The organism is Enterobacter cloacae complex sp. P12RS, assembly GCF_014895875.1.
In the GTDB taxonomy this organism is placed as follows: domain Bacteria; phylum Pseudomonadota; class Gammaproteobacteria; order Enterobacterales; family Enterobacteriaceae; genus Enterobacter; species Enterobacter bugandensis.
On the sequence record NZ_JADBQO010000007.1, the window covers coordinates 476,983 to 500,793 of the forward strand.

The 23,811-nt window shown below is 57.0% G+C and carries 26 protein-coding genes; 19 read left to right on the forward strand and 7 right to left on the reverse strand.

Annotated elements, in window-relative coordinates; translation table 11 throughout:
- The first annotated feature begins 24 nt into the window (after positions 1-24).
- Genes urtB through zinT form a run of 5 tightly spaced genes read left to right on the forward strand, consistent with a single transcriptional unit; the run spans position 25 to position 4,871 of the window.
- Positions 25-1,599, forward strand: a complete 1,575-nt coding sequence (gene urtB, locus IM284_RS05190) for an urea ABC transporter permease subunit UrtB (protein ID WP_047368538.1) — start codon at positions 25-27, stop codon at positions 1,597-1,599.
- The gene (urtC, locus tag IM284_RS05195; protein WP_047368539.1) at positions 1,599-2,672 is read left to right on the forward strand and encodes an urea ABC transporter permease subunit UrtC; all 1,074 of its coding nucleotides are present in this window, start codon (positions 1,599-1,601) and stop codon (positions 2,670-2,672) included. Before urtB ends, urtC begins: the two co-directional genes overlap by 1 nt.
- Entirely contained in the window at positions 2,672-3,469 is a 798-nt protein-coding gene (gene urtD / locus IM284_RS05200; protein WP_041910005.1) for an urea ABC transporter ATP-binding protein UrtD, read from the forward strand. Before urtC ends, urtD begins: the two co-directional genes overlap by 1 nt.
- Before the next feature lie 9 nt (positions 3,470-3,478).
- Complete coding sequence (gene urtE, locus IM284_RS05205) at positions 3,479-4,177, forward strand: urea ABC transporter ATP-binding subunit UrtE (protein ID WP_028013134.1); 699 nt, start codon at positions 3,479-3,481, stop codon at positions 4,175-4,177.
- 52 nt (positions 4,178-4,229) lie between these two features.
- Positions 4,230-4,871: a metal-binding protein ZinT gene (zinT, locus tag IM284_RS05210; RefSeq protein ID WP_047368540.1), complete on the forward strand. Its 642-nt coding sequence runs from the start codon at positions 4,230-4,232 to the stop codon at positions 4,869-4,871.
- A gap of 45 nt (positions 4,872-4,916) precedes the next feature.
- Here zinT and ydeE read toward each other — a convergent pair whose 3' ends face one another.
- Positions 4,917-6,110 (reverse strand): efflux MFS transporter YdeE, encoded by a 1,194-nt coding sequence (ydeE, locus tag IM284_RS05215; protein WP_028013136.1) that lies wholly within the window; start codon positions 6,108-6,110, stop codon positions 4,917-4,919.
- A gap of 194 nt (positions 6,111-6,304) precedes the next feature.
- Between ydeE and eamA the strand changes: the two genes are divergently transcribed.
- A complete protein-coding gene (gene eamA / locus IM284_RS05220; protein WP_028013137.1) occupies positions 6,305-7,204 on the forward strand; it encodes an O-acetylserine/cysteine exporter in 900 nt (299 codons plus the stop codon).
- 38 nt (positions 7,205-7,242) lie between these two features.
- On the opposite strand, the gene marB is transcribed toward eamA, so the two are convergent.
- The 3 genes from marB to marR are packed head-to-tail and all read right to left on the reverse strand — an operon-like array spanning position 7,243 to position 8,330.
- The gene (gene marB / locus IM284_RS05225; protein WP_028013138.1) at positions 7,243-7,461 is read right to left on the reverse strand and encodes a multiple antibiotic resistance protein MarB; all 219 of its coding nucleotides are present in this window, start codon (positions 7,459-7,461) and stop codon (positions 7,243-7,245) included.
- Positions 7,462-7,494: 33 nt separating this feature from the next.
- Positions 7,495-7,875 (reverse strand): MDR efflux pump AcrAB transcriptional activator MarA, encoded by a 381-nt coding sequence (marA, locus tag IM284_RS05230; RefSeq protein ID WP_008502237.1) that lies wholly within the window; start codon positions 7,873-7,875, stop codon positions 7,495-7,497.
- Between the two features lie 20 nt (positions 7,876-7,895).
- Positions 7,896-8,330: a multiple antibiotic resistance transcriptional regulator MarR gene (gene marR, locus IM284_RS05235; protein WP_028013139.1), complete on the reverse strand. Its 435-nt coding sequence runs from the start codon at positions 8,328-8,330 to the stop codon at positions 7,896-7,898.
- A 256-nt stretch (positions 8,331-8,586) separates the two neighbouring features.
- Here marR and IM284_RS05240 point away from each other — a divergent pair, with 256 nt between their 5' ends.
- A complete protein-coding gene (locus IM284_RS05240) occupies positions 8,587-9,252 on the forward strand; it encodes a MarC family NAAT transporter (protein WP_041909999.1) in 666 nt (221 codons plus the stop codon).
- Positions 9,253-9,298: 46 nt separating this feature from the next.
- On the opposite strand, the gene IM284_RS05245 is transcribed toward IM284_RS05240, so the two are convergent.
- On the reverse strand, positions 9,299-10,495 hold the full coding sequence (locus IM284_RS05245) for a sugar transporter (RefSeq protein WP_041909997.1): 1,197 nt from the start codon (positions 10,493-10,495) through the stop codon (positions 9,299-9,301).
- 177 nt (positions 10,496-10,672) lie between these two features.
- On the opposite strand from IM284_RS05245, the gene IM284_RS05250 reads away from it, so the two are divergent.
- The 3 genes from IM284_RS05250 (at position 10,673) to IM284_RS05260 (ending at position 12,855) form a co-directional block, all read left to right on the forward strand.
- On the forward strand, positions 10,673-11,461 hold the full coding sequence (locus tag IM284_RS05250; RefSeq protein ID WP_047368542.1) for a PhzF family phenazine biosynthesis protein: 789 nt from the start codon (positions 10,673-10,675) through the stop codon (positions 11,459-11,461).
- A 26-nt stretch (positions 11,462-11,487) separates the two neighbouring features.
- Complete coding sequence (locus tag IM284_RS05255; RefSeq protein ID WP_047368543.1) at positions 11,488-12,282, forward strand: PhzF family phenazine biosynthesis protein; 795 nt, start codon at positions 11,488-11,490, stop codon at positions 12,280-12,282.
- 90 nt (positions 12,283-12,372) lie between these two features.
- Positions 12,373-12,855 carry a GNAT family N-acetyltransferase gene (locus IM284_RS05260; protein ID WP_047368544.1) on the forward strand — a complete coding sequence of 161 codons (483 nt, stop codon included), beginning with the start codon at positions 12,373-12,375 and terminating at the stop codon, positions 12,853-12,855.
- Here the strand turns inward: IM284_RS05260 and IM284_RS05265 are convergent.
- Positions 12,809-13,687 (reverse strand): LysR family transcriptional regulator, encoded by an 879-nt coding sequence (locus IM284_RS05265; protein WP_028013145.1) that lies wholly within the window; start codon positions 13,685-13,687, stop codon positions 12,809-12,811. The genes IM284_RS05260 and IM284_RS05265 overlap by 47 nt on opposite strands.
- A 98-nt stretch (positions 13,688-13,785) precedes the next feature.
- Between IM284_RS05265 and sad the strand changes: the two genes are divergently transcribed.
- From sad to IM284_RS05305, 8 genes are all read left to right on the forward strand, one after another.
- A complete protein-coding gene (gene sad, locus IM284_RS05270; RefSeq protein ID WP_047368545.1) occupies positions 13,786-15,174 on the forward strand; it encodes a succinate-semialdehyde dehydrogenase in 1,389 nt (462 codons plus the stop codon).
- A 107-nt stretch (positions 15,175-15,281) separates the two neighbouring features.
- Positions 15,282-16,871 carry a methyl-accepting chemotaxis protein gene (locus IM284_RS05275; protein WP_047368546.1) on the forward strand — a complete coding sequence of 530 codons (1,590 nt, stop codon included), beginning with the start codon at positions 15,282-15,284 and terminating at the stop codon, positions 16,869-16,871.
- Between the two features lie 62 nt (positions 16,872-16,933).
- Entirely contained in the window at positions 16,934-17,860 is a 927-nt protein-coding gene (gene glsB / locus IM284_RS05280; RefSeq protein WP_047368547.1) for a glutaminase B, read from the forward strand.
- The gene (locus tag IM284_RS05285; RefSeq protein ID WP_045260515.1) at positions 17,860-18,222 is read left to right on the forward strand and encodes a DUF4186 domain-containing protein; all 363 of its coding nucleotides are present in this window, start codon (positions 17,860-17,862) and stop codon (positions 18,220-18,222) included. The genes glsB and IM284_RS05285 overlap by 1 nt, the downstream gene beginning before the upstream one ends.
- Positions 18,223-18,392: 170 nt before the next feature.
- The gene (locus IM284_RS05290; RefSeq protein WP_028013150.1) at positions 18,393-19,358 is read left to right on the forward strand and encodes a sensor domain-containing diguanylate cyclase; all 966 of its coding nucleotides are present in this window, start codon (positions 18,393-18,395) and stop codon (positions 19,356-19,358) included.
- 83 nt (positions 19,359-19,441) lie between these two features.
- On the forward strand, positions 19,442-19,969 hold the full coding sequence (locus IM284_RS05295; protein WP_047368548.1) for a GNAT family N-acetyltransferase: 528 nt from the start codon (positions 19,442-19,444) through the stop codon (positions 19,967-19,969).
- 116 nt (positions 19,970-20,085) lie between these two features.
- Positions 20,086-21,537 carry a tagaturonate reductase gene (locus tag IM284_RS05300; protein ID WP_193055743.1) on the forward strand — a complete coding sequence of 484 codons (1,452 nt, stop codon included), beginning with the start codon at positions 20,086-20,088 and terminating at the stop codon, positions 21,535-21,537.
- A gap of 200 nt (positions 21,538-21,737) precedes the next feature.
- The gene (locus tag IM284_RS05305) at positions 21,738-22,652 is read left to right on the forward strand and encodes a bestrophin family protein (RefSeq protein WP_047368550.1); all 915 of its coding nucleotides are present in this window, start codon (positions 21,738-21,740) and stop codon (positions 22,650-22,652) included.
- On the opposite strand, the gene IM284_RS05310 is transcribed toward IM284_RS05305, so the two are convergent.
- Positions 22,640-23,188, reverse strand: a complete 549-nt coding sequence (locus IM284_RS05310; protein ID WP_028013154.1) for a GNAT family N-acetyltransferase — start codon at positions 23,186-23,188, stop codon at positions 22,640-22,642. The two genes, IM284_RS05305 and IM284_RS05310, sit on opposite strands and share 13 nt — an antisense overlap.
- Before the next feature lie 144 nt (positions 23,189-23,332).
- Between IM284_RS05310 and IM284_RS05315 the strand changes: the two genes are divergently transcribed.
- On the forward strand, positions 23,333-23,803 hold the full coding sequence (locus tag IM284_RS05315) for a GNAT family N-acetyltransferase (RefSeq protein ID WP_047368551.1): 471 nt from the start codon (positions 23,333-23,335) through the stop codon (positions 23,801-23,803).
- The last annotated feature ends 8 nt before the right edge of the window (positions 23,804-23,811 follow it).

Consider the following 23,811-nt stretch of genomic DNA (forward strand, 5'->3'; position numbering starts at 1 on the left):
GCCATTGCCTCAGGGAGAAACGTCATGAACGCCATGCGCATGTTCATCGCTCTTGTATGTCTTTCCGGACTGCTGCCAGGGATGGCGCAGGCATCGGATGCCGATCGTTTTGTTGCCGCCAGCCGCGGCCAGCAGGCGGAGCTCCTCACGCAGTGGGCCGCCGCGCCGGATGCCGCCAGGCTTCCGCTGCTTCAGTCCCTGCAAAAGGAAAACCTGTATACCGACAGCCAAAAGCACGCCTTTGCGAAGCGTAATGGCGAAATGGTTTCGCTCGGTGAGGCCCGCGCGGCAGTAGGGCAAACCAAAGCTGTACGCCTGACAAACCGGCTGCGCGTGCTGGCTGCAACGGCCATTGCCACGCATCAGCTTGTTAGTGACAGTGTCACCGAAAGGCGGGCGGCAGCCCGGCAGCTGCAGCGGGATGCTCAGCCCGACATGCTCGCTTTTCTGGAAAAGCGCGCCGGGGATGAAGCGGACGCTGTGGCGCGGCAGGCGCTACTGCTGGCGGTAGCGAATCTCCAGCTGGCGAGCCCGCAGCCGGAGGTGCGCCGCAGGGCCGTCGAACTGCTTGGCCAGTCAGACGATCCGGACGTACAGTCCAGACTCACGCCGTTTACCCAGGCGCAGACCGAGCCGGATGCCGGCGTGCGCGCGGCCGCAGAAGAGAGCCTTAGCCAGATTACGCATCGCCTGATGTGGGGCGATCTGCTGGGCCAGGCGTTTATGGGGCTTTCTCTGGGTTCGGTGCTGCTGCTGGCTGCGCTGGGGCTCGCTATCACCTACGGCCTGCTGGGCGTCATTAACATGGCCCACGGCGAGATGCTGATGCTGGGGGCGTACGCTACGTGGATGGTGCAGCAGGCAATGGCCGGGCTTGCGCCTCAGTGGCTGGCGCTCTATCCCGTTATCGCCTTGCCGGTAGCGTTCTGCCTGACGGCGGGCATTGGAATGGTGCTGGAGCGCACCGTGATCCGTCACCTGTACGGTCGTCCGCTGGAAACGCTGCTGGCGACCTGGGGGATCAGCCTGATGCTCATCCAACTGGTGCGCAAGACCTTTGGTGCCCAGAACCTGGAGGTGGCAAACCCGGCATGGCTTTCCGGCGGGGTACAGGTTTTTGCTAACCTGACCCTGCCGTGGAACCGCATTGTGGTGCTGGGCTTCGTGCTGCTGGTGCTGTTCTTCACCTGGCTGATTCTGAATAAAACCCGTCTTGGTCTGAACGTGCGCGCGGTGACGCAAAACCGCAGCATGGCCGCCTGCTGCGGGGTACCGACCGGGCGCGTCGATATGCTGGCGTTTGGGCTGGGCTCAGGGATCGCCGGGTTAGGCGGCGTGGCGTTATCCCAGCTTGGTAACGTCGGGCCGGAGCTTGGTCAGGGGTACATCATCGACTCGTTCCTCGTAGTCGTTCTCGGTGGCGTAGGCCAGCTGGCAGGCAGCGTGGCCGCCGCGTTTGGGCTGGGCATATTCAATAAAATCCTTGAGCCGCAGATGGGGGCGGTACTGGGCAAGATCGTGATTCTGGTGGCGATTGTCCTGTTTATCCAGAAGCGCCCTCAGGGGCTGTTTGCGCTGAAAGGGAGGGTGATTGACTGATGAGCCAGCCGCTGACCTTAACGCTGGCGCGTAAAGCGCCGCGCACAACACAGATTGCAGGCAGCCTGCTGGTGGCGTGTCTGCTGATATTACCGTTTTTCGCCTTGCTGCCCGCCACGCATCCGCTGGCGCTGTCGACCTGGATGCTGACGCTCATCGGCAAGATCCTCTGCTATGCCATCGTTGCGGTGGCGCTGGATCTGGTGTGGGGCTACGCCGGCATGCTCTCTCTTGGACACGGCATCTTCTTCGCCCTGGGCGGCTATGCGATGGGCATGTACCTGATGCGCCAGGCGTCAGGCGACGGCCTGCCCGCGTTTATGTCGTTTCTCTCCTGGAGCGAGCTGCCGTGGTTCTGGTGGGGCACCCAGCACTTTGCCTGGGCGCTGGTACTGATCGTGATGGTGCCGGGTTTGCTGGCGCTGGTGTTTGGCTGGTTTGCCTTCCGCTCGAAGATCAAAGGGGTTTACTTCTCGATTATGACCCAGGCGCTGACCTACGCGGGCATGCTGCTGTTCTTTCGCAACGAAACCGGCTTTGGCGGCAATAACGGCTTTACCGGTTTTACCACGCTGCTTGGGTTTTCGGTGACGGAAACGGCAACCCGCATCGCGCTGTTCCTGGCGACGGTGCTGTTGCTGCTTCTGGCGTTGGGCACCGGATTTGCGCTGGCGAAGAGCAAGTTTGGCCGCATCCTGACCGCCGTGCGCGACGCGGAAAACCGCCTGACGTTCTGCGGGTACGATCCGCGCGGGTTCAAGCTGCTGGTGTGGACGCTCTCCGCCGTGCTGTGCGGCCTGGCGGGGGCGCTGTACGTTCCGCAGGTGGGCATCATTAACCCCGGTGAAATGTCGCCGACCAACTCGATAGAAGCCGCCATCTGGGTGGCGCTGGGCGGACGCGGCACGCTGGTGGGGCCGGTGATTGGCGCGGCGCTGGTGAACGGGGCGAAAAGCTTCTTTACCGTTGCCATGCCGGAGTACTGGCAGCTGTTTCTGGGGCTGATTTTTATCGCCGTCACGCTGTTCCTGCCGCGCGGCGTCTACGGTCTGTTGCGTAAGGGAGAGAAATAATGCAGCCAACGGAAGAGTTATTTACCCGCCAGTTGCCCGGCGATCGCTACCGGGACCAGACTGACCCGGTGCTTCAGCTTGAGGCCATTAACGTCAGTTTCGACGGCTTCCAGGCGCTGACCGATCTCTCCCTGAATATCGGCGTGGGCGAGTTGCGCTGCGTGATTGGCCCCAACGGGGCGGGTAAAACCACGCTGATGGACGTGATCACCGGCAAAACCCGACCCAAAAGCGGGAGAGCGATTTACGACCAGTCCATCGACCTGACCGGGCTGGAGCCTGCGGCCATTGCCCGTCAGGGGATTGGCCGAAAATTCCAGAAACCCACGGTCTTTGAAGCGCTGACGGTGTGGGAGAACCTTGAGATCGCCATGAAAACCGATAAATCCGTCTGGGCGAGCCTGCGGGCAAAACTCAACGGCGAGCAGCGGGACCGCATTGACGAGATGCTGGTTCTTCTGCGCCTTGGCAGCGAGCGGGACCGTCGCGCCGGGCTGCTTTCGCACGGGCAGAAACAGTTCCTGGAGATCGGCATGCTGCTGGTGCAGGACCCGCACCTGCTGCTGCTGGATGAACCCGCCGCCGGGATGACCGATGCGGAAACGGAATACACCGCCGAGCTGTTCAAAACCCTGGCGGGCAAGCATTCGCTGATGGTGGTGGAGCATGACATGGGCTTTGTTGAAACGATTGCCGACCACGTCACGGTGCTGCATCAGGGGCGCGTGCTGGCGGAAGGCTCGCTTCGCGAGGTGCAGGCCAACGAGCAGGTGATTGAGGTCTATCTGGGCCGCTAAGGAGCGATGATGTTACAGGTTAACGAACTGAATCAGTACTACGGCGGCAGCCATATCCTGCGCGGCGTGAGCTTCGAAGCCGCTCCCGGTGAAGTCACCTGTCTGCTGGGACGCAACGGCGTCGGGAAAACCACGCTGCTGAAGTGCCTGATGGGGCTGATCCCGGCGAAAACCGGGGAGGTCATCTGGCAGGGTAAAACGATCACCCACAGCAGGCCGCACCAGCGGGTGCAGTCCGGCGTGGCGTATGTCCCGCAGGGTCGCGAGATTTTCCCGCGCCTGACCGTGGAAGAGAACCTTTTGCTTGGGCTGTCGCGTTTTTCCGCCCGCGAGGCAAAGCAGGTTCCTGACGAGATCTGGCAGCTGTTTCCGGTTCTCAAAGAGATGAAGCACCGCCGCGGGGGCGATCTCTCCGGCGGGCAGCAGCAGCAGCTGGCGATTGGTCGCGCGCTGGCGAGCCGTCCGCAGCTGCTGATTCTGGACGAACCGACGGAAGGCATACAGCCTTCCGTCATCAAAGAGATTGGCCAGGTGATCCGCACCCTGGCAAACAGAGGCGATATGGCAATCCTGCTCGTCGAGCAGTTTTACGACTTTGCCGCCGAGTTGGCCGACAGCTATCTCCTGATGTCCCGCGGCACTATCATTCAGCGCGGGAGGGGCGAAAATATGGAGCAGGAGGGCGTTCGCGGGCTGGTTGCGATCTGAAATGTTATAATATAACATCCTTATTCTTATAAAACGGAATGAGGGCGTTACTTTGGCTGTACATATTGGAAAATTTGCCATGACTCTGGGGGCGCTGCTGGTCAGTGGCCAGCTGTTTGCTCACTCGCACGGCCATCAGATGACCGAAGCGGAACAGAAGGCGGCAAACGGGGTGTTTGAGGATAAAGACGTAAAGGACAGAGCGCTGTCCGACTGGGACGGCACCTGGCAGTCGGTGTATCCGTTCCTGCTGGACGGTTCGCTGGATCCGGTCTTCAAACAGAAAGCGCAGAAGGATAAAAGCAAAACCTTTGACGAGGTGAAAGCGTATTACCGCAAGGGATATGCCACGGACGTGGATGCCATCGGCATTGAAAATAACGTAATGGAATTCCACAGAGGCAAGGCGGTCAGCAGCTGTCAGTATGACTACAGTGGCTACAAAATTCTGACCTACGCATCGGGTAAAAAAGGCGTTCGCTATCTGTTTGAGTGTAAGGATGCCGACAGCAAGGCGCCGAAGTTCGTGCAGTTCAGCGACCACATCATCGGGCCGAAAGCCTCATCGCACTTCCATATTTTTATGGGCAATACCTCCCACGAGGCGCTGCTGAAAGAGATGGACAACTGGCCGACCTATTATCCAAACGAGATGTACAAAGAGCAGGTGGTGGAGGAGATGCTGCACCACTGATGCGTTATTGCCGGGGGCGGCTTCGCCTTACCCGGCCACTATTTTTTACGCCGCTTTGGGGGATTCGTTCCACGCCTTCACGCTCATTCCCCGCAAAATCATCAGCCAGGCAACGACGATGGCAACCATCATGATTGCAAACAGCGACCAGTGCGGCAGGTTGGTCAGGATAATGCCGGTGATCATCGGGTTTGCCGCCGCGCCGAGCCAGCCCAGCGCCTGCGCGGAAAAATAGCTCGCCTTCATCCCCGGCGGGGCGATGTTGTCGATCAGCATGTATTCACCCGGTGCGTAGATAATCTCACCCAGCGTAAAGATGGCGGCGGCGATGCCCCAGTAAATCAGGTTCTCCCCGGAGAGCATAAAGCCTCCCAGACCCAGGATAAAAAACAGCGTTGCGGCGGTCATTAAAGGCCGAATATTGCTGGCGGAGATCTTCCGCCCCAGCGCGTACTGCAGCGTCACCACCACGGCGGCGTTAACGGGCAGCACCACGGCGACCACCTTCTGGGCAAAATCGCTGTCGGCATTGGCGGCCAGTACGTATTGCGAAATGCAGCTGGCGAACGATCCGCCCACGTAAGACGCGAGCAGGCCGGAGAGGGTGAACCAGAACAGGGCGCGATCTTTCAGCAGCACCGACGGCTGCCAGGGCATCTTCTCCTCGGCGGTATCCAGCGCGACGCTTTTTTGCACGAAGAAATGAATAAACCCGAGCGGCAGCGCGGCGCAGAAGGCCGCCAGCCAGAACGGCAGCTGCAGGCTGTACATCACCAGCAGGGTGCCAATCGGCGGCCCAATCGTCCAGCCAATGTTCAGAAAGCTGTAGTTGAGCGAGAAGACGCGCGCTTTCTGGCTGGAGGTCAGCACGTCCGAGAACCAGGCTTTCAGCACCGTCGAAAAGACGGAATAGGCGCAGTTAATCAGGGAAAAGAACAGCACTACCAGGGTGACGTTATCCACCAGCGGAATCGCGACAAAACCGGCGATAAAAGCCACGATCGCGATCAGCATATAGCGTTTTTTATCAAACTTATCGGCCAGAATACCAAATCCCAGGCTAAACACCACGCCAACGGTCAGCGCAATCGTCAGGGCATAACCAATATTCTCGACGCTCATATTAAACACGCGCGTGAGATAAATGGTCATGAACGGCAGCGTTGCCCCCCGACCGATGGTTAATAACAATGACGATGCCAGCAGCGCTGCGGTTGAGCGCCTGAGAGATGGTTTCATATTCCTTCCCGACGGTTGCTTATGCTTTTTTTAGACGAGTGTTAACAGGATTACCATGACATAAGGGGCTTGTATAGCACCCGATTTATCCCTAAGTGCTTCAGCTGCCTGCCAGAAATAATGATCTTCTCGCGGCACACTTTTTTCTGTTACCTTGAACTGTTAACAAATTATTAATAATTCAGGGGCAGGGTATGACGCGTAAAGACGGACTGCTGGCGTTGCTGGTGGTCGTGGTATGGGGACTCAATTTTGTGGTCATCAAGCTGGGATTGCACAACATGCCCCCGCTGATGCTGGCCGGTTTGCGTTTTATGCTGGTGGCGTTCCCGGCGCTCTTTTTCGTCGCCCGTCCGAAAATCCCGTTAAAACTGCTGCTGGGCTACGGTCTGACCATCAGCTTTGGCCAGTTCGCGTTTCTCTTCTGCGCCATCAAGTTCGGCATGCCGGCCGGTCTGGCCTCGCTGGTGTTACAGGCGCAGGCGTTCTTTACCATTATTCTCGGCGCATTTGTGTTTGGCGAACGTCTGCAGGGCAAGCAGCTGGCGGGGATAACGCTGGCGGTATTTGGCGTGCTGGTGCTGATTGAAGCCAGCCTGAACGGTCAGGATGTGGCGCTGCTTGGGTTTATGCTCACGCTGGCGGCGGGGCTGAGCTGGGCGTGCGGCAATATTTTCAATAAGCTGATTATGCAGCACGAGGCGAGGCCTCAGGTGATGTCCCTGGTGGTCTGGAGCGCATTGATTCCGATAATCCCGTTTCTGGTGGCGTCGTTTATTCTGGATGGCCCGGAGGTGATGCTGAACAGCCTGGTCGAGATCGATCTGACTACGATCCTTTCTCTTATCTATCTGGCGTTTGTCGCCACCATCGTGGGCTACGGGATCTGGGGTTCGCTGCTGGGGCGCTATGAGACCTGGCGCGTCGCGCCGCTGTCTTTGCTGGTTCCGGTAGTGGGGCTTGCCAGTGCGGCGATACTGCTGGATGAAACGCTGAGCGCGCTGCAGCTGCTCGGTGCCGTGCTGATCATGGCCGGGCTGTACATCAACGTGTTTGGCCTGCGGGTTCGCCGGGCGGCGCGGGTAAGGGGATAGGGCATAAAAAAGCCCCGCGGCTGCGGGGCAAAAACGAATCAGAGGCCGTGCTGATTATAATAAGGCACGCCTAATTCGTCGGATTTGTCGCTACCAGCACCCATGTGGTTGAAATCATAAGGCGACTGGTCATGTGCTGACGGCAAAATCATCGTGTCATGATTATTTTGCTGCGTTGCACCTGGAGTTTGCTCCGCGAAGGTCTGGCTGGAAAACAGCACCAGCAAGGCGAGGGCGGCGGAGGCGGTAACTTTCATTTTTTCCTCGGTTACGTCTTTTACAGGCGATGATTAACTACAGTGTTTTAACGGATACAGGTAACGGGATTCACCCGGCACGCTGGTGATTCGGTACTTATGAGGCGGCACGTCAAAATAGTTCTTGAACGTACGCGTGAGGGTTTGCTGTGATTCAAATCCGTAACGCTCCGCCAGATAAAGGATCGGTTCATTGCTTTCTTTCAGTTTCTGGGCAATTTCCGTCAGCTTGCGGCTGCGAATATATTGACCTAATGAATGACCGGTCTCTTTTTTGAACATCCGTTGCAGGTGCCATTTGGAGTAACCTGAACGCTCAGACACTTTTTCAAGGGAGAGCGGCGATTCCAGGTTATCTTCGATCCAGTCCAAAATGCTATGAATAGTGATAGCGTCAGTATTGCGTCTGGACATCGTCATACCTCTTTTTCTGTTTACGGCAGTATTTTCTTCAGCAAAAGCTCAAGGGTAGCCACTTCATCTGCCGTTAAGTTTTTTGTTAGTTCCTGATGCAGTGTTTGTCCTACTAATTGATGACATTGCTCGCACATAGCCGCACCATCGCTGGTGAGCCTGACCAGTACGCCGCGTTTGTCATTCGGGTTAGGGCTTCGTTCTACCCATCCTTTGCAGACGAGACGATCGAGCATGCGGGTTAACGCACCCAGATCGACAGAGAGCACCTTTTTCAGCTCAACCGGCGTGATACACACTTCGCAGCGAATGGAACACAGCACTTTGAACTGTGTTGCGGTGATATCCAGCGGTGACAGGTAGTCATTGAGCAGGCGATCTTTTTTCTGGTTAACCATATGAATAAGACGACCCAGCGGAACAACGTCGTTAAAGATATCACTGGTGCTTTTCACAATGGTTGCCCTGGCAAGTAGTTTAATCACGGCAGATATTATTGCTCAGGCAAGTATAAGTCAACTGAATGAATCAGCCGATGCCACGAATTGCTAAAACGTTTCATGAACGATATTTGCAACCTTTCAAATCAGGAAGATAACTAACGAGTATCGTTCCCAAAGGAAAACTATCGTTACGTTGCGCCGATGGCTGAACGTCACACTTTCACCCTATAATTGCGATGTTAAATGTGGATAAGGACAACGACGCACTATGTTGGATTTGATTAAAGCAATTGGTCTCGGGCTGGTGGTACTGCTGCCGTTAGCTAACCCGTTAACGACGGTGGCGCTGTTCCTGGGGCTGGCAGGGAATATGAACAGCGCCGAGCGCAACCATCAGTCGATGATGGCTTCGGTGTATGTGTTTGCCATTATGATGGTGGCCTACTACGCCGGACAGCTGGTGATGAACACCTTCGGGATTTCAATTCCCGGGCTGCGTATTGCGGGCGGGCTGATTGTGGCCTTTATCGGCTTCCGCATGCTGTTCCCGGCGCAAAAAGCGCACGAGTCTCCGGAGGCAACCAGCAAATCTGAAGAGCTGGAGTCCGAACCGAGCGCGAATATTGCTTTTGTCCCGCTGGCCATGCCGAGTACGGCCGGGCCGGGTACCATCGCGATGATCATCAGTTCTGCATCGACGGTGCGCGACAGCTCTACCTTCCCGGACTGGGTACTGACCGTTGCGCCACCGCTAATTTTTGCACTTATTGGGGTTATCGTGTGGGCGTCTCTGCGCAGTTCCGGTGCGATCATGCGCTGGGTGGGCAAGGGCGGAATCGAGGCGATTTCCCGTCTGATGGGCTTCTTACTGGTCTGTATGGGCGTGCAGTTTATTATTAACGGCGTGCTGGAGATTATTAAGACCTACCACTGATGTCATTGCCGGGTGGCGGCTACGCCTTGCCCGGCATAAATAAACCTCACCCGTGCTGCCCCTGTTCCTCCAGCGCCACCGGCCACTTGCGGAAGATGAGTACCGACCAGACGAGCGCGACGAGCGCCGGAATCGCCCCCAGATAGCCAATCGCCGACATCGATACGTGCAGGCTAATCTGATTGCCCACCAGCGCCCCCGCGCCAATCCCCAGATTGAATATCCCCGAAAACAGCGACATCGCCACGTCCGTGGCATCCGGTGCCAGGGCCAGGACTTTCACCTGCATGCCGAGACCAATAATCATGATCGCCACGCCCCAGAACAGGCTCAGGATCGCCAGCTGGCTTTCGCTGCCTGACGCAGGCAGCAGCAGCACCAGGCACGCCAGCAGCAGGCCGATGGCGCTGCTCACCAGCAAGGAGGCATGCTGGTTACCCAGTTTACCAAACAGCACGCTGCCAATAATGCCCGCGCCGCCGAGAATGAGCAGTAAGAGGGTGGCAAAGTTTGCGCTAAAGCCCGCGACCACCTGCACAAACGGTTCAATGTAGCTGTACGCCGTGTAGTGCGCGGTGACCACGATAACGGTAAGCAGGTAGATACTCAGCAGCGCCGGGCGACGCATCAGCAGCGGCAGGCTTTTCAGCGAGCCGGAATGTTCGCTTGGCAGCGCGGGCAGCAGCTTAATCAGACACACCAGCGTCACCAGCGCGCCCATGCCGATGGCAAAGAAGGTGGTACGCCAGCCGAAGTACTGTCCCACGATGCGGCCAATGGGCAGCCCCAGCACCATCGCCAGCGCGGTACCGGTGGCAATCAGGCTCAAGGCCTGGGCGCGTTTACCCGCCGGTGCGAGCCGAATAGCCAGCGACGCGGTGATCGACCAGAACACCGCGTGGGCAAAGGCAATGCCGATGCGGCTAATGACCAGCACCGTAAAATTCCACGCCATAAACGACAGGACATGGCTGGCAATGAACAGGGCAAACAGGCCGATCAACAGCCTGCGCCGCTCCATCTGGCTGGTCAGCAACATAAACGGCAAAGACATCAGCGCCACCACCCAGGCGTAGATAGTTAACATAATCCCCACCTGCGCCGTTTCCATCTGGAAGCTTTCTGCTATGTCAGACAACAGCCCAACCGGAACAAATTCTGTGGTGTTAAAAATAAATGCGGCAATGGCCAGCGTGACCACGCGTAGCCACGCGACCCTGCGGGAAACTGTGTTCGTTGTCATAGGGATGTCGGAGATTCGTTGCTGGAAAGATGAGAAGGCGATCTTAAAACGTCATACGGCGAAAACTCAACCATTATGTGACGCAGATCTCAATATTTACCTTATGAAAGCGGTAGCCGGGGGCGTTGTTTTCATTGAATATAAAAGTACGACACAGCATAGACAGGCGGTAAGACAATGCAGGAGATTGATTTTTATCTGGTAGATGCGTTCAGCAATACCTCGTTCGGCGGCAATCCGGCAGCGGTTTGCCCGCTAAACGAATGGCTGCCGGATGAAACGTTACTGAAAATGGCGCAGCAGCATAATCAGTCGGAAACCGCATTTTTCGTCTGCACTAAGGGCGGCATTGAGCTACGCTGGTTTACCACGCTCACTGAAGTCAATCTCTGCGGTCACGCCACCCTGGCCGCCGCGTACGTTCTGTTTAATGAACTCGATTACCCCGACTCGCGGATCCACTTTGATACCGCCTCTGGCCGACTGACGGTCAGCCGGGAGGGAGAGTGGATGACGCTGGACTTCCCGGCGTGTCCTATCCGTGAAGAGACGCCGCCGCCGGAGATGCTCGCGGCGCTCGGTATCCGCCATTACGTTGAAGCCCGTAAAGGCCGCGCCTGGGTGATTGTGCTGGAAAATCCCCGGCAGGTTGAAGCACTTGCGCCGCGCTTTTCGGCGATGACGCCGGGCGAGCATAAAGTGAGCGTGACGGCACCGGGTGAAGGGGAATATGACTTTGTCAGCCGCTTCTTCTCACCGGGCGTTGCCGTTCCGGAAGATCCGGTGACCGGATCCGCGCACACGATGCTGATCCCCTACTGGAGCGAAAAGCTGGGGAAAACGGCAATGTTTGCCCGTCAGGTTTCGGCGCGCGGCGGGGATGTGCGCTGCGAGCTGAAGGGGGAGCGCGTATTGATGAGCGGTCAAGCGTCGTGCTACCTGAAAGGCACTGTGTATCTGCGCTAAAACTGATAACAAAAGAGGAAGAGACAATGCGGGAAATTGATTTTTATCTGGTGGATGCCTTCAGCGACAAAACCTTTGGCGGCAACGCGGCAGCGGTATGTCCTCTGGAAGAGTGGCTGCCGGACGAGACGCTTCTCAAAATGGCACAGCAGCATAATCAGTCGGAAACCGCGTTTTTTGTGCGAACCGACGGCGGATTTGAACTGCGCTGGTTCACCACGCTGCATGAAATTAACCTCTGCGGCCATGCGACCCTCGCGGCATCACACGTCATTTTTGAGTATCTGGACTATCCGCATACGGAAATCCACTTTACCACGCGCTTCGTGGGGGAGCTGACGGTCAAACGCAGCGGCGACTGGCTGACGCTGAATTTCCCCGCATGGTCCACGGAGGTCGTCGATAACCCACCGCCTGCACTGTTTAGCGCGCTGGGCATCCCGGCGGCAAAAGAGGTGCGCGTCGGGCGAGACTACTGCGTGGTGCTGGAGAGCCAGCAGCAGGTGGAGGCATTAATGCCGGATATTGGCGCGATGGTTCCGCTGGGCAAAATGGTCTGCGTAACCGCGCCGGGCGAAGGGGAATATGACTTCGTCAGCCGCTTTTTCTGCCCGGGCGAAGGGGTACCGGAGGATCCGGTTACCGGGTCCACGCACAGCATGCTGATCCCTTACTGGAGTGAAAGGCTGGGTAAGAAGTCGCTTAACGCCCGCCAGGTGTCGTACCGCGGCGGGGATCTTCGCTGCGAGCTGAAGGGCGACCGCGTACTCATTGCCGGTCAGGCCACCCTGTACCTGAAAGGGCGGATCTTTTTACGCTAGCGGCTGCGCGATAAGTTAATACTATGAAGCAGCCTGGCAGGCCTGCGCTATGTTGACATTGAGTTTCACAAATAAAGCAAGGAGCCTGCCATGTATTCCATTACCTCTGAATCTGCACGTCACCCGGACATTCTTATGCTGATTGCGGCCCTCGACCGTTATCAGAGCGAACTCTATCCCGCCGAAAGCAACCATCTGCTCGATCTTTCAGAACTGCCCGCGACATCCCTTATCCTGATGATCGTCCGCGACCCGCAGCTTCAGGCCGTTGGCTGTGGAGCTATCGTGCTCAACGGCGACGGAACGGGGGAGATGAAGCGGGTTTATATCGATCCGGCCCATCGCGGGCAACATCTGGCTGAGAAGCTGCTGGCCGCGCTGGAAGATGAGGCCCTGAGCCGTCACTGCCATACCGTACGGCTTGAAACGGGCATCAAACAGCATGCCGCGATTCGTCTTTATGAACGAAGCGGCTACGATCGGCGTCCGGCGTTTGCCCCATATGTGGACGATCCGCTTAGCCTGTTTATGGAGAAGGCGCTGGTTGAAGACGTTCGTTTAGCAGCGCTATAAACGCTTCCAGCTGGCGGGTCATCGCCCCGCGTCGCCACACCAGCCAGGTAGTGAGCCAGCGCCAGTTTTCCGCCAGCGGCCAGGCTTCAACCTGATGGTGGCCCGGCATACTTTCCAGCATTGAGCGCGGCATCAGCGCGATGCCCGCACCCGCGATGACGCAGGCGAGCATGCCGTGATAGGACTCCATCTCATGAATGCGTCCCGGCGCGGCTCTGTCTGCATGAAACCAGCTCTCCAGGTGTCGGCGATACGAGCAGTTTGCGCGAAAGGCATAAACATCGCTGCCGCTCACCTGCGCAGCGCGCGTTACCTCTGTCTGCCCGGCAGGGGTGACCAGCATCATCTCTTCCCGGTAGACCGGCATTCCCTCCAGCTCCGGGTGCGACAGCGGCCCGTCGACAAAGGCGGCGCTCAGGGTTCCCTCCAGTACGCCATCAATCATCGTCCCGGACGGCCCGGTAGAAAGGGCAAACTGGATGCGCGGATAGCGCTGGTTAAACTGCGCCAGCGTCTCAGGGATGCGCACGGCGGCGGTGCTCTCCAGCGCGCCGAGGGCAAACAGCCCCTGCGGCTCATCGCCCGCGACGACCATGCGCGCTTCATCCACCAGCGCCAGGATCTGCCTGCTGTAGCGCAGGAAGTTATGCCCGGCGGGAGATAAGCGTAAACGCTGGTTCTCACGAATAAACAGCTCCACGCCAAGATCGGCCTCCAGCTGGCGGATGCGGGTCGTCAGATTCGAAGGAACGCGATGCACCTTCTGCGCCGCCTGGGTGATGCTTCCCGTCAGCGCGACGGCGTTAAACATTTCAAGCTGGGTTAAGTCCATAGCATTCTCGTTTCGTGAATAAGGTGGTCAGTATTATTCATTTTTAAGAAATAGCAGAGTGAGCCACACTTAATCAACCGAAATGCGTGGAGAACATCATGAAATATTCATCTGCTACACATGCTCTGTCCGTTAACCCTGCAACGGGCGAAACGCTCGCCTCGTATCCGTGGGCGACGCAGGAAGAGGTTGAACGTGCCATCGCGCTGGCTGATGCGGGCTTTCGTCACTGGCGGTGCGAAAGCGTAGCCCACCGGGCGCAGAAGCTGCGCGATCTCGGCACCGCGCTGCGCGGTCGCGCGGAAGAGATGGCCCGGATGATGTCCCGCGAGATGGGAAAACCCATTCAGCAGGCGCGGGCGGAAGTGGCGAAATCAGCGGGCCTCTGCGACTGGTATGCCGAACATGGCCCGGCGATGCTGAATGCTGAACCCACGCAGGTCGAGAATAACAACGCGGTCATCGAGTATCGTCCGCTGGGGCCAATTCTGGCGGTGATGCCGTGGAACTTCCCGCTCTGGCAGGTGCTGCGCGGCGCGGTGCCGATCCTGCTGGCAGGTAACAGCTATCTGCTCAAACACGCGCCCAATGTGCTCGGCTCGGCGGAACTTATCGCGCAGATTTTTGCGGACGCCGGCTTCCCTGAAGGGGTATTCGGCTGGGTGAACGCCACCAATGACGGCGTAAGCCAGGCGATTAACGATCGTCGCATTGCGGCGGTAACCGTCACCGGCAGCGTGCGCGCCGGGGCAGCCATTGGCGCGCAGGCGGGGGCGGCGCTGAAAAAATGCGTTCTTGAGCTGGGGGGTTCTGACCCGTTCATCGTTCTCAACGATGCCGACCTGGATCTTGCCGTGAAGGCGGCGGTAGCAGGGCGCTACCAGAATACCGGGCAGGTGTGCGCAGCGGCCAAACGGTTCATTGTGGAAGAGGGTATTGCAGACACCTTTACCCGACGCTTCGTTGACGCCGTCGCCGCGTTAAAGATGGGCTCGCCGGATGAAGAAGAGAACTACCTTGGCCCGATGGCGCGCTATGATCTGCGCGATGAACTGCATCAGCAGGTGCAGGCGAGCCTGGCAGAAGGGGCAACGCTGCTGCTGGGGGGAGAGAAAATCAGCGGTGAGGGGAATTATTACGCGCCAACCGTGCTGGCGAACGTCACCCCATCGTTGACGGCCTTCCGCCAGGAGCTGTTTGGTCCGGTCGCGGCCATTACCGTTGCGAAAGACGCGGCGCACGCCCTGACGCTTGCCAATGACAGCGACTTTGGCCTGTCTGCCACGGTCTTCACCGCCGACGCAGCGCTTGCGGATAAATTCTCTCGCGAGCTGGAGTGCGGTGGGGTGTTTATCAACGGATACAGCGCCAGCGACGCGCGTGTGGCCTTTGGTGGCGTGAAGAAAAGTGGCTTTGGCCGCGAGCTTTCCCATTTTGGTTTGCACGAGTTCTGTAATGTGCAGACGGTGTGGAAGGATCGCGTGTAATTTATTCGGCCCTCATCACGAGGGCCGTTGTCATTTATCTGCAATGGTTCTGTCATTTTCGTTTCGTAGACTCGCACGCGTCTAACGTCTTGTTACTGAAGAAAATTATGAACCTAACGCAAATTTTTCGCCGTATTGCGCAGCGTCTTATCCCTCGCCAGTTTGGCCTGCTGACGGGTATCTTTTGTATTATTGGCCTTTTCTCCGCGCTGCAGCTCTCCTCATCCTTTCTGCTGAACGCCTCCCTGAAGGAAGCTCAGCGCAATGAACGGCAAAACCTGCTGGCGTATCAGCAGCAGAGCAAGCTGGATCTGGCGCGCGTCTCCCTGCTGGCGGCGAGCGATCTGCTCAACCGCTCCGGCGTCTGGTTTATGCAGGATAAAGAAACCGGCTCGGAAGGAAGCTGGCACAGCCTGATGGACGACGCACAAAAGTCGCTGGCGGTTTCTCAGCAGGCATGGAAAGCCTGGCTGGCGCTCAGCCCGCCAAAAGATGAGGCGCTGATTAACAGCTACCAGCTTTTCTACGATGCCATTAAGGAGCAATCGGAAGCGCTTGTCAGAACCAACTCGATTGATTCCTTTTTTGCCGTGCCGGCACAGGCGTTTCAGACCGACTTTAACGACAACTACGCGCGCTATCAGCAGGCCAGCGAGAAGCAGGCCATGCAGGGGCGTCAGGCTTTAATGGCGCAGCTCTCCGGTTTGCAAACGTTGTTCCTGCTGGCGCCGGTTCTGCTACTCGCCATCGCCGCAGCCGTCTGGTTCGGTATGTCCAGGTGGGTGATTACGCCGTTGCGTCGGCTTATTGCACATATTAACCGGCTGGCCGCTGGAGATCTCTCCGGCACGCCGCCAAACGTGATGCGCTTTAACCGGGAGACGGGGCAGCTTAGCGACAGCGTTGCCACCATGCAGCGCGGCCTGCAGCAGCTGGTGACGCAGGTCAGCCACGCTACAGCCACGATGGTGGAGAACATTGGCACCCTCGCGGAGGGAAACCAGAAGCTGTACCAGCAGTCGGCGCGTCAGGCAAAGGAGCTGGAGGAGGTCACAGCGCATATCGCGGCGCTGGAAACCCACGTGGAAGGGAATACCGGCTATGCCCGCCTCGCCAGCTCGCGCGCGGATGAAGCGCGTCAGGCTGCCGCAGGAGGCGACCAGATGATGTCGACCGTGAATGCCTCCATGCAGGCGATCGTCGAGCGATCGTCAGAGATGCGCGGGATCGTGGCGATGATCGACAGCGTGGCGTTTCAGACTAACATTCTGGCGCTCAACGCCGCCATTGAGGCCGCCCATGCAGGAAACCAGGGGCGCGGGTTTGCCGTCGTCGCCCGGGAAGTCGGGCTCCTGGCGCGAAAGAGCAGCCACTCGACGCAGACCATTCAGGAGTTGATCAACCGCTCCGTGCAGGGCATTGAAGACGGCTCCCGCGCCGTGAATCTGATGGAAGAAAACCTGCAGCAGGTCACCGGTCTGGTGGGCAATTTAAGCAGTTTGCTGAATGAAATCTCGACCGCCACGCTCAGTCAGGGAGAAAGTATTCACCAGATGACGCGCCAGCTTCAGGCGCTGAATCAGGTCTCGCGCCAGACGGATCTGCTGGTTTCTGACGCCTCGGAGGCCTCTGAACGCCTGCAAAAGCAGTCCGATCTTTTATTGCAGGCCGTTTCGCGTTTTCGTCTTAGCGCCTGACGCAATACATTAGCCTCTGTTATACTCGCAGCCCGTTTTAGCCTGAGGGCAAGGAGCAAAGAGTGGCTGCGGTCATCCATAATGAGATGCTGGACGAGATTCTGGCGCAGGTTCGTCCGTTATTGGGAAAGGGGAAGGTTGCCGACTACATTCCGGCCCTTGCCTCGGTGAGCGGGAATAAGCTGGGCATCGCTATCTGTACCATAGACGGACAGCGATACCAGGCAGGCGATGCCGCTGAACGCTTTTCTATTCAGTCTATTTCTAAAGTGCTGAGTCTGGTCGCGGCGATGCGCCAGTATGAGGAAGAAGAGATCTGGCAGCGCGTGGGAAAAGATCCGTCCGGCCAGCCCTTTAACTCACTGCTTCAGCTCGAAATCGAGCAGGGTAAACCGCGTAACCCTTTTATCAACGCCGGGGCGCTGGTGGTCTGCGATATGCTGCAAAGCCGCCTCAGCGCACCGCGTCAGCGAATGCTTGAGATTGTTCGTCAGCTTTCTGGCGTGGACGATATTGCCTATGATTCGGTGGTGGCGCGCTCGGAGTTTGAACACTCCGCCCGCAACGCGGCTATCGCCTGGTTGATGAAATCCTTCGGCAATTTCCACAATGACGTGGCGACCGTGCTGCAAAACTACTTCCATTACTGCGCCCTCAAGATGAACTGCGTTGAGCTGGCTCAGACGTTTCTGTTCCTTGCGCACCAGGGGCACGCGCCGCATCTCGATCAGGAGGTGGTTTCCCCGCTTCAGGCCCGTCAGGTTAACGCCCTGATGGCTACCAGCGGCATGTATCAGAACGCCGGGGAGTTTGCCTGGCGGGTTGGCCTTCCGGCCAAATCGGGCGTTGGCGGCGGGGTGGTGGCGATAGTGCCGCATGAAATGGCGATTGCCGTCTGGAGCCCGGAGCTGGATGAAACGGGAAATTCACTTGCCGGCGTGGCGGTTCTGGAGAAGCTGACCCAGCGCCTGGGACGTTCTGTATACTGATGTCTGACCTGGATCCCCTTTTTTCCCGCCTGGCGCGATCGACGTTTCGCTCGCGCTTCCGCTTAGGCAATAAGGAACGACAGTACTGCTGGGACAAAGGCCCCGAAACCATTGACCAGCATGCCGCCGATTTTGTCGCTAAACGCCTTGCACCCGCGCAACCCGCAAACGACGGCAAGCAGACGCCCATGCGTGGCCACCCGGTGTTTATCGCCCAGCATGCCACCGCGACCTGCTGCCGGGGCTGTCTGGCAAAATGGCATAACATTCCCCAGGGCGTGCAGCTGAGCGCGCAGCAGCAACATTATATCGTCAGCGTGATCCACCGCTGGCTGGTGATACAGATGAACGCCCAAAAATGATATTTAATGCGTTCTGCGCTTACCGCCTGCATCTTCGTACCCGGCTAGCGGACGAGCAAATCGTCATAACGCATTGACGTGAAATGGATAGCGGCTTAACAGGACGTCGAACGCTGACAATGTCTCGGTTTAAGCTACGCTTTGAGTAACGCTTTACGTCAGGAGACATTATGAAAGCACCTGCAACACCTGAAAATGAAATTGACAGACTTAACGCGCTGCGCGAATCGGGTCTGCTTGAGATTGACAGTTCCCCGGCGTTTGACCGCTTAACGCGTCTGGCAAAACGTTTTTTCCAGGTACCGCTGGCCATGGTCAACCTTATTGATGAGCATACGCTGATCGTTAAGTCGGCGGATGGGCAGGCACCCGATTCCGTTCCGCGCAACATCTCTTTTTGTGGCCATACCATCCTCACCGAAGCACCGCTGATCGTCGGGGATATGCTTCAGGACGATCGTTTTGCGGATAACCCGCTGGTGGCCGGTGAACCTCGCGTGCGGTTTTACGCAGGCTTTCCGCTGCGTTTACGCAACGGCGCGAGCGTTGGCTCGCTTTGCCTGATTGACTACGCACCGCGGGAGTTCTCAGCGACCGATCTCGCCGTGTTGGGGGATTTGGGCGCGCTGGCTGAAGATGAGTTTGCGGCAATCAGCGCGGCGACCACGGATGAATTGACCGGATTATTCAACCGACGGGGCTTTAACCAGCTCGTGCGGTTCACGCTCTCCATCGCCCGACGCCGGGCTGAGCCGTTAACGCTCGGCTGGCTGGATCTGGATCGTTTCAAGGAGATTAACGATCGCTACGGGCACGAAGAGGGGGATAAGGCGTTAAAGACCATGGCGCAGCTGATGCGCGCTTCTTTCCGCGAAGCGGATATGCTGGTTCGTTTTGGTGGCGATGAGTTTGCCGTGCTGTTTGCTGATACGGATGAGAAGGGCGCGTGGATAGCCATGCAGTATCTCGCCGAGCAGGTCGAAAACTACAATGCACGCAAGCTACATCCGTGGTCGCTTCTGTTCTCCTGGGGGCTGAGCGAATTCGATCATAACGGCAACGACCTGCAGCAGTGGCTTAAAGATGCCGATGAAAAAATGTATGCCATGAAGCAGCAGCGGCAGCGGGCCAGATGACATAACAAAAGCATATGACCGTTCCGTTTGCGTTAATAAAATGTTAAATGCAAAGTGAGGATATTCAACGTAAGGACAAAAAAATGAATACCTCACTGCAAATCAAAAACCTCACCCGCGACGACATTCTCACCCATCTTGATGCGTTGGCCGGGATCCTCGAAAACTGCGTAAACGGCGGGGCATCCGTCAGCTTTATGCTGCCCTTTAACCTGGAGAAGGCCCGTTCATTCTGGCTCGGCATAGCTGACAGCGTAGGGCGCAACGAGCGCGTGGTGCTGGCCAGTATTGATCCGCAGGAGGGCGTCATCGGCACGGTGCAAATGATTACCGACCAGCCGGAAAACCAGCCGCACCGTGCGGACGTGGCAAAGCTGCTGGTTCATGAAAAAGTGCGTCGAAAAGGGGCCGCAATGACGCTGATGGAAGCGCTGGAAGCGGAGGCCCGGGCCAGAAACATTTCGGTTCTGGTGCTCGATACCTCCACCGGCAGCGGCGCCGAAACCTTCTACCAGCGTGCCGGCTGGCAAAAGGTCGGTGAGATCCCGCGCTACGCCCTGATGCCGGACGGCGCTATGACGGCCACGTCGGTGTTCTATAAATTCTTATAATTTTTTCACAACCACGCCGGGGATTGATCGAAACAGGGTTTCTGGTCGTAAAGTTTTGATAAGTTATCGTACCAATCTTATCAGGCTGTATGACTAATCATAAAAGGAACCCTCTTGTGAACACGCTCAACCGTCGTGATTTTCCCGGTGCGCAGTATCCCGAACGCATTATTCAGTTTGGCGAAGGCAATTTCCTGCGTGCGTTTGTCGACTGGCAAATTGACCTTTTGAATGAACATACCGATCTCAACGCCGGTGTGGTTATCGTTCGTCCTATTCAGAGCGACTTCCCGCCGTCGCTGAACACGCAAGATGGGTTATACACCACCATTATTCGTGGCCTGAATGAGCAGGGCGAAGAGGTGAGCGAAGCCCGACTTATCCGCTCTGTTAACCGTGAAATCAGCGTCTACGACGATTACGACGCCTTTCTGAAACTGGCACACAGCCCGGATATGCGCTTTGTTTTCTCGAACACCACCGAAGCCGGAATCAGCTATCACGCGGGGGATAAGTTCGACGATGCGCCTGCCGTCAGCTACCCGGCGAAGCTAACGCGCCTGCTGTTTGAGCGCTTTAGCCACTTTAACGGCGCGCCTGACAAGGGCTGGGTTATCATTCCGTGTGAACTGATTGACTACAACGGTGACGCATTGCGTGAACTTGTGTTGCGCTATGCCCAGGAGTGGGCGCTGCCTGCCGCCTTTATCCAGTGGCTGAACGAGGCAAACCACTTCTGCTCAACGCTGGTTGACCGTATCGTAACCGGTTACCCGCGCGATGAAGTGGACACGCTTGAGGCCGAGCTGGGTTATCACGATGGGTTCCTGGACACGGCTGAACACTTTTATCTGTTTGTAATTCAGGGGCCAGCCTCGCTGGCTGGTGAACTGCGCCTGGATAAGTACCCGTTAAACGTGTTGATTGTCGACGACATCAAGCCCTATAAAGAGCGTAAAGTCGCCATTCTTAACGGTGCGCACACGGCGCTGGTACCGGTGGCCTATCAGGCCGGGCTGGACACGGTTGGCGAGGCGATGAATGATGAAGACGTGTGCGCTTTCGTCGAAAAAGCAATTTATGAGGAAATTATTCCGGTTCTCGATTTGCCCCGCGACGAACTGGAGTCGTTCGCCAGCGCGGTAACAGGGCGTTTTCGAAATCCCTACATCAGACACCAGCTGCTTTCCATCGCGCTCAACGGCATGACCAAGTATCGCACGCGTATTCTTCCGCAGCTGCTGGCAGGGCAGAAGTCCTCAGGTCAACTGCCAGCGCGTCTGACGTTTGCGTTAGCGGCACTGATCGCATTTTATCGCGCGGAGCGTAATGGAGAGAACTATCCGGTGCAGGATGATGCGTTCTGGCTGGAACGTTATCAACAGCTATGGGCGCAGCATCGCGATAATCAGCTCGCTACCCGCGAACTGGTGCACGCCGTGCTGAGCGTAGAAGCGCACTGGGAGCAAGACCTGACGAAAGTAGACGGTCTGGTTGATCAGGTGACGCGGGATCTTGATGCCATTCTGCTGAAGGGCATGCGCGCAGCGGTGAAGCCGCTTTGCTAATTACGAGACCCGGCTTCGGCCGGGTTTAAACAGGCATTATTTTAGTTACAACATACTATTTACCCTGTTTTTAAAATCAAATGCAGCACCGTGCGGTTTTCGTTCTTCAGGTGAGAGAATGCAATGTTCCGTTAACATGCTTGCAACCGTGATGGGGATCACGTTTAATAGCCACGCTCTTTTCTTGCCTGAAACTCACTATGATTGTTCGTCCTAAACAGCACTGGCTACAACTGATTTTTGTCTGGCACGGTTCGGTACTCCCCAAAATCTATACCCGACTGCTGCTCAACTTCCTGCTTTCTATCGCCGTTATCCTGATGCTGCCCTGGTATACCTCGCTGGGCATCAAATTTACCGTGGCGCCATTTAGCATTCTCGGCGTGGCGATCGCAATCTTTCTTGGTTTCAGAAACAACGCCTGCTATTCACGCTACGTTGAGGCTCGCCAGCTGTGGGGGCAACTGATGATAGCGGCACGCTCGTTGTTTCGCGAGGTAAAAAACACCTTGCCGGACGATAATCACCTGGGGGAATTTGTCCGCCTGCAGATCGCCTTTGCCAACTGCCTGCGCATGACCCTGCGCCGGGAAATGAACGCTGACCAGCTCTCTCGCTATCTTGCCCCGGACGTTTTAGCTCAGGTAATGGGCGCCAACTCGCCGGCGAACCGTATTTTGCTGGTCATGGGGGAGTGGCTGGCCGTGCGGCGGCGTAACGGGCAGCTTTCGGACATCCTGTTCCACAGCCTGAACAACCGCCTCAACGATATGTCCATCGTCCTTTCCGGCTGTGAACGGATTGCGACAACGCCAGTGCCGTTTGCCTATACGCTGATTTTGCACCGCACGGTGTATCTGTTCTGCATCATGCTGCCGTTCGCGCTGGTTGTGGATCTGCACTACATGACGCCGTTTGTCTCGGCGCTGATCTCATACACCTTTATCTCGCTGGACACCCTGGCGGAAGAGCTGGAAGACCCGTTTGGCACAGAAGATAACGACCTTCCGCTGGACGCCATCTGCAACATGATGGAACGCGATCTGCTACAGATGAACGATGAAGAGAACATTCCGGAAAGGCTGATGCCGGATAAGCACTATCAGCTGACCTGATGGGCGTTCCATTCGTCGCGGGTGATCTCCCACAGTTCGGAGTCCAATATCCCGCTGACGTAGGCTTTCTTTTCCGTTCTGATGAGCCGCATGCCGCTGCTGTCTGAAATACGACGGGAGCGGCTGTTCGCGGCGGCCTTCGGCGCCCGCAAAACGGGTTTGTTGAGCGTATTAAACCAGTAATCCGTCGCGGCAATGCTGGCCTCACGCATATATCCCTGTCCCTGAAACTCCGGCGCCAGCCAGAATCCGCGGTTATTATCGTCAACATCGTACAGACAGATAATCCCCATCAACGCATCCGGCACCTCACGACGGCGGATGCTCCAGATCCAGGCTATCCCTTTTGCCATATCCGGCAGCGCGACGTTATTCACATAGTTTTCCGCGCCATTATCCGGGTAGGGCCAGGGCACGGAAGAGACCAAATAGCGAACGATCTCCCAGCGCGGATACAGCTTTTGAATCTGAACCGCATCTTCGGCGACCAGCGGTTTCAGCAGGAGACGTTCTGTCGTGAGGGTCGGTATTGTCATCTGCGGATCTCCTTATTTAAGCGTTATGTTTTTGTTTGCGTTCTGGTATTTTCATCTCTATCACATTCTGGTGAGGCGTGCTGTGGTTATTCACTACCAAAAATGGGCAACGTCTCTTTAATGGCGAAATATTGAAGAGGTGATATGACGTTACGAACTGCTCATCCACAGGAAGCCGAAATACTCTGGAATATACGCAATCAGGCGATTCGTCACGGCTGCAAAACCAGCTACGACGCTGACGTGATTGCACGCTGGACGCCGGATCTTATGCCCGAGCATTACCGTCAAATGGTCATTGATTACCCTTTTTACGTGGTGGAAGACGAGAAGGGCGTCATTGCGGCTACCGGCTATCTGGATCTTGATACCCATTGTCTGGAGGCCATATTCACCTTGCCTTCAGCCACCGGAAAAGGCATGGCGACCAGAATTATCGAGGCGCTTACACACGAGGCGCGCAGCCGGGGGATAACCCGCCTGAGGCTGGATGCAACGCCTAACGCCCACGCCTTTTATCAGAAGCTGGGGTTTGTTACGCTGCGCGAAAACTATCATCACTCGCGTATGGCGGGGGCTGATTTACGCTGTTTTGAAATGGCAATCGACTTGTAATGTGAGGA

Bases quoted from the DNA above. Each gene is read 5' to 3' on its own strand.
- urtC (WP_047368539.1), top strand. From the start codon at position 1,599: ATGAGCCAGCCGCTGACCTTAACGCTGGCGCGTAAAGCGCCGCGCACA.
- eamA (WP_028013137.1), top strand. From the start codon at position 6,305: ATGACGCGTAAAGACGGACTGCTGGCGTTGCTGGTGGTCGTGGTATGG.
- IM284_RS05305 (WP_047368550.1), top strand. From the start codon at position 21,738: ATGATTGTTCGTCCTAAACAGCACTGGCTACAACTGATTTTTGTCTGG.
- IM284_RS05255 (WP_047368543.1), top strand. From the start codon at position 11,488: ATGCGGGAAATTGATTTTTATCTGGTGGATGCCTTCAGCGACAAAACC.
- IM284_RS05295 (WP_047368548.1), top strand. From the start codon at position 19,442: ATGAATACCTCACTGCAAATCAAAAACCTCACCCGCGACGACATTCTC.
- IM284_RS05290 (WP_028013150.1), top strand. From the start codon at position 18,393: ATGAAAGCACCTGCAACACCTGAAAATGAAATTGACAGACTTAACGCG.
- urtE (WP_028013134.1), top strand. From the start codon at position 3,479: ATGTTACAGGTTAACGAACTGAATCAGTACTACGGCGGCAGCCATATC.
- IM284_RS05245 (WP_041909997.1), bottom strand. From the start codon at position 10,495: ATGACAACGAACACAGTTTCCCGCAGGGTCGCGTGGCTACGCGTGGTC.
- IM284_RS05260 (WP_047368544.1), top strand. From the start codon at position 12,373: ATGTATTCCATTACCTCTGAATCTGCACGTCACCCGGACATTCTTATG.
- sad (WP_047368545.1), top strand. From the start codon at position 13,786: ATGAAATATTCATCTGCTACACATGCTCTGTCCGTTAACCCTGCAACG.
- urtD (WP_041910005.1), top strand. From the start codon at position 2,672: ATGCAGCCAACGGAAGAGTTATTTACCCGCCAGTTGCCCGGCGATCGC.
- marB (WP_028013138.1), bottom strand. From the start codon at position 7,461: ATGAAAGTTACCGCCTCCGCCGCCCTCGCCTTGCTGGTGCTGTTTTCC.
- IM284_RS05265 (WP_028013145.1), bottom strand. From the start codon at position 13,687: ATGGACTTAACCCAGCTTGAAATGTTTAACGCCGTCGCGCTGACGGGA.
- IM284_RS05240 (WP_041909999.1), top strand. From the start codon at position 8,587: ATGTTGGATTTGATTAAAGCAATTGGTCTCGGGCTGGTGGTACTGCTG.
- IM284_RS05285 (WP_045260515.1), top strand. From the start codon at position 17,860: ATGTCTGACCTGGATCCCCTTTTTTCCCGCCTGGCGCGATCGACGTTT.
- ydeE (WP_028013136.1), bottom strand. From the start codon at position 6,110: ATGAAACCATCTCTCAGGCGCTCAACCGCAGCGCTGCTGGCATCGTCA.
- urtB (WP_047368538.1), top strand. From the start codon at position 25: ATGAACGCCATGCGCATGTTCATCGCTCTTGTATGTCTTTCCGGACTG.
- IM284_RS05315 (WP_047368551.1), top strand. From the start codon at position 23,333: ATGACGTTACGAACTGCTCATCCACAGGAAGCCGAAATACTCTGGAAT.
- IM284_RS05310 (WP_028013154.1), bottom strand. From the start codon at position 23,188: ATGACAATACCGACCCTCACGACAGAACGTCTCCTGCTGAAACCGCTG.
- IM284_RS05250 (WP_047368542.1), top strand. From the start codon at position 10,673: ATGCAGGAGATTGATTTTTATCTGGTAGATGCGTTCAGCAATACCTCG.
- marA (WP_008502237.1), bottom strand. From the start codon at position 7,875: ATGTCCAGACGCAATACTGACGCTATCACTATTCATAGCATTTTGGAC.
- IM284_RS05275 (WP_047368546.1), top strand. From the start codon at position 15,282: ATGAACCTAACGCAAATTTTTCGCCGTATTGCGCAGCGTCTTATCCCT.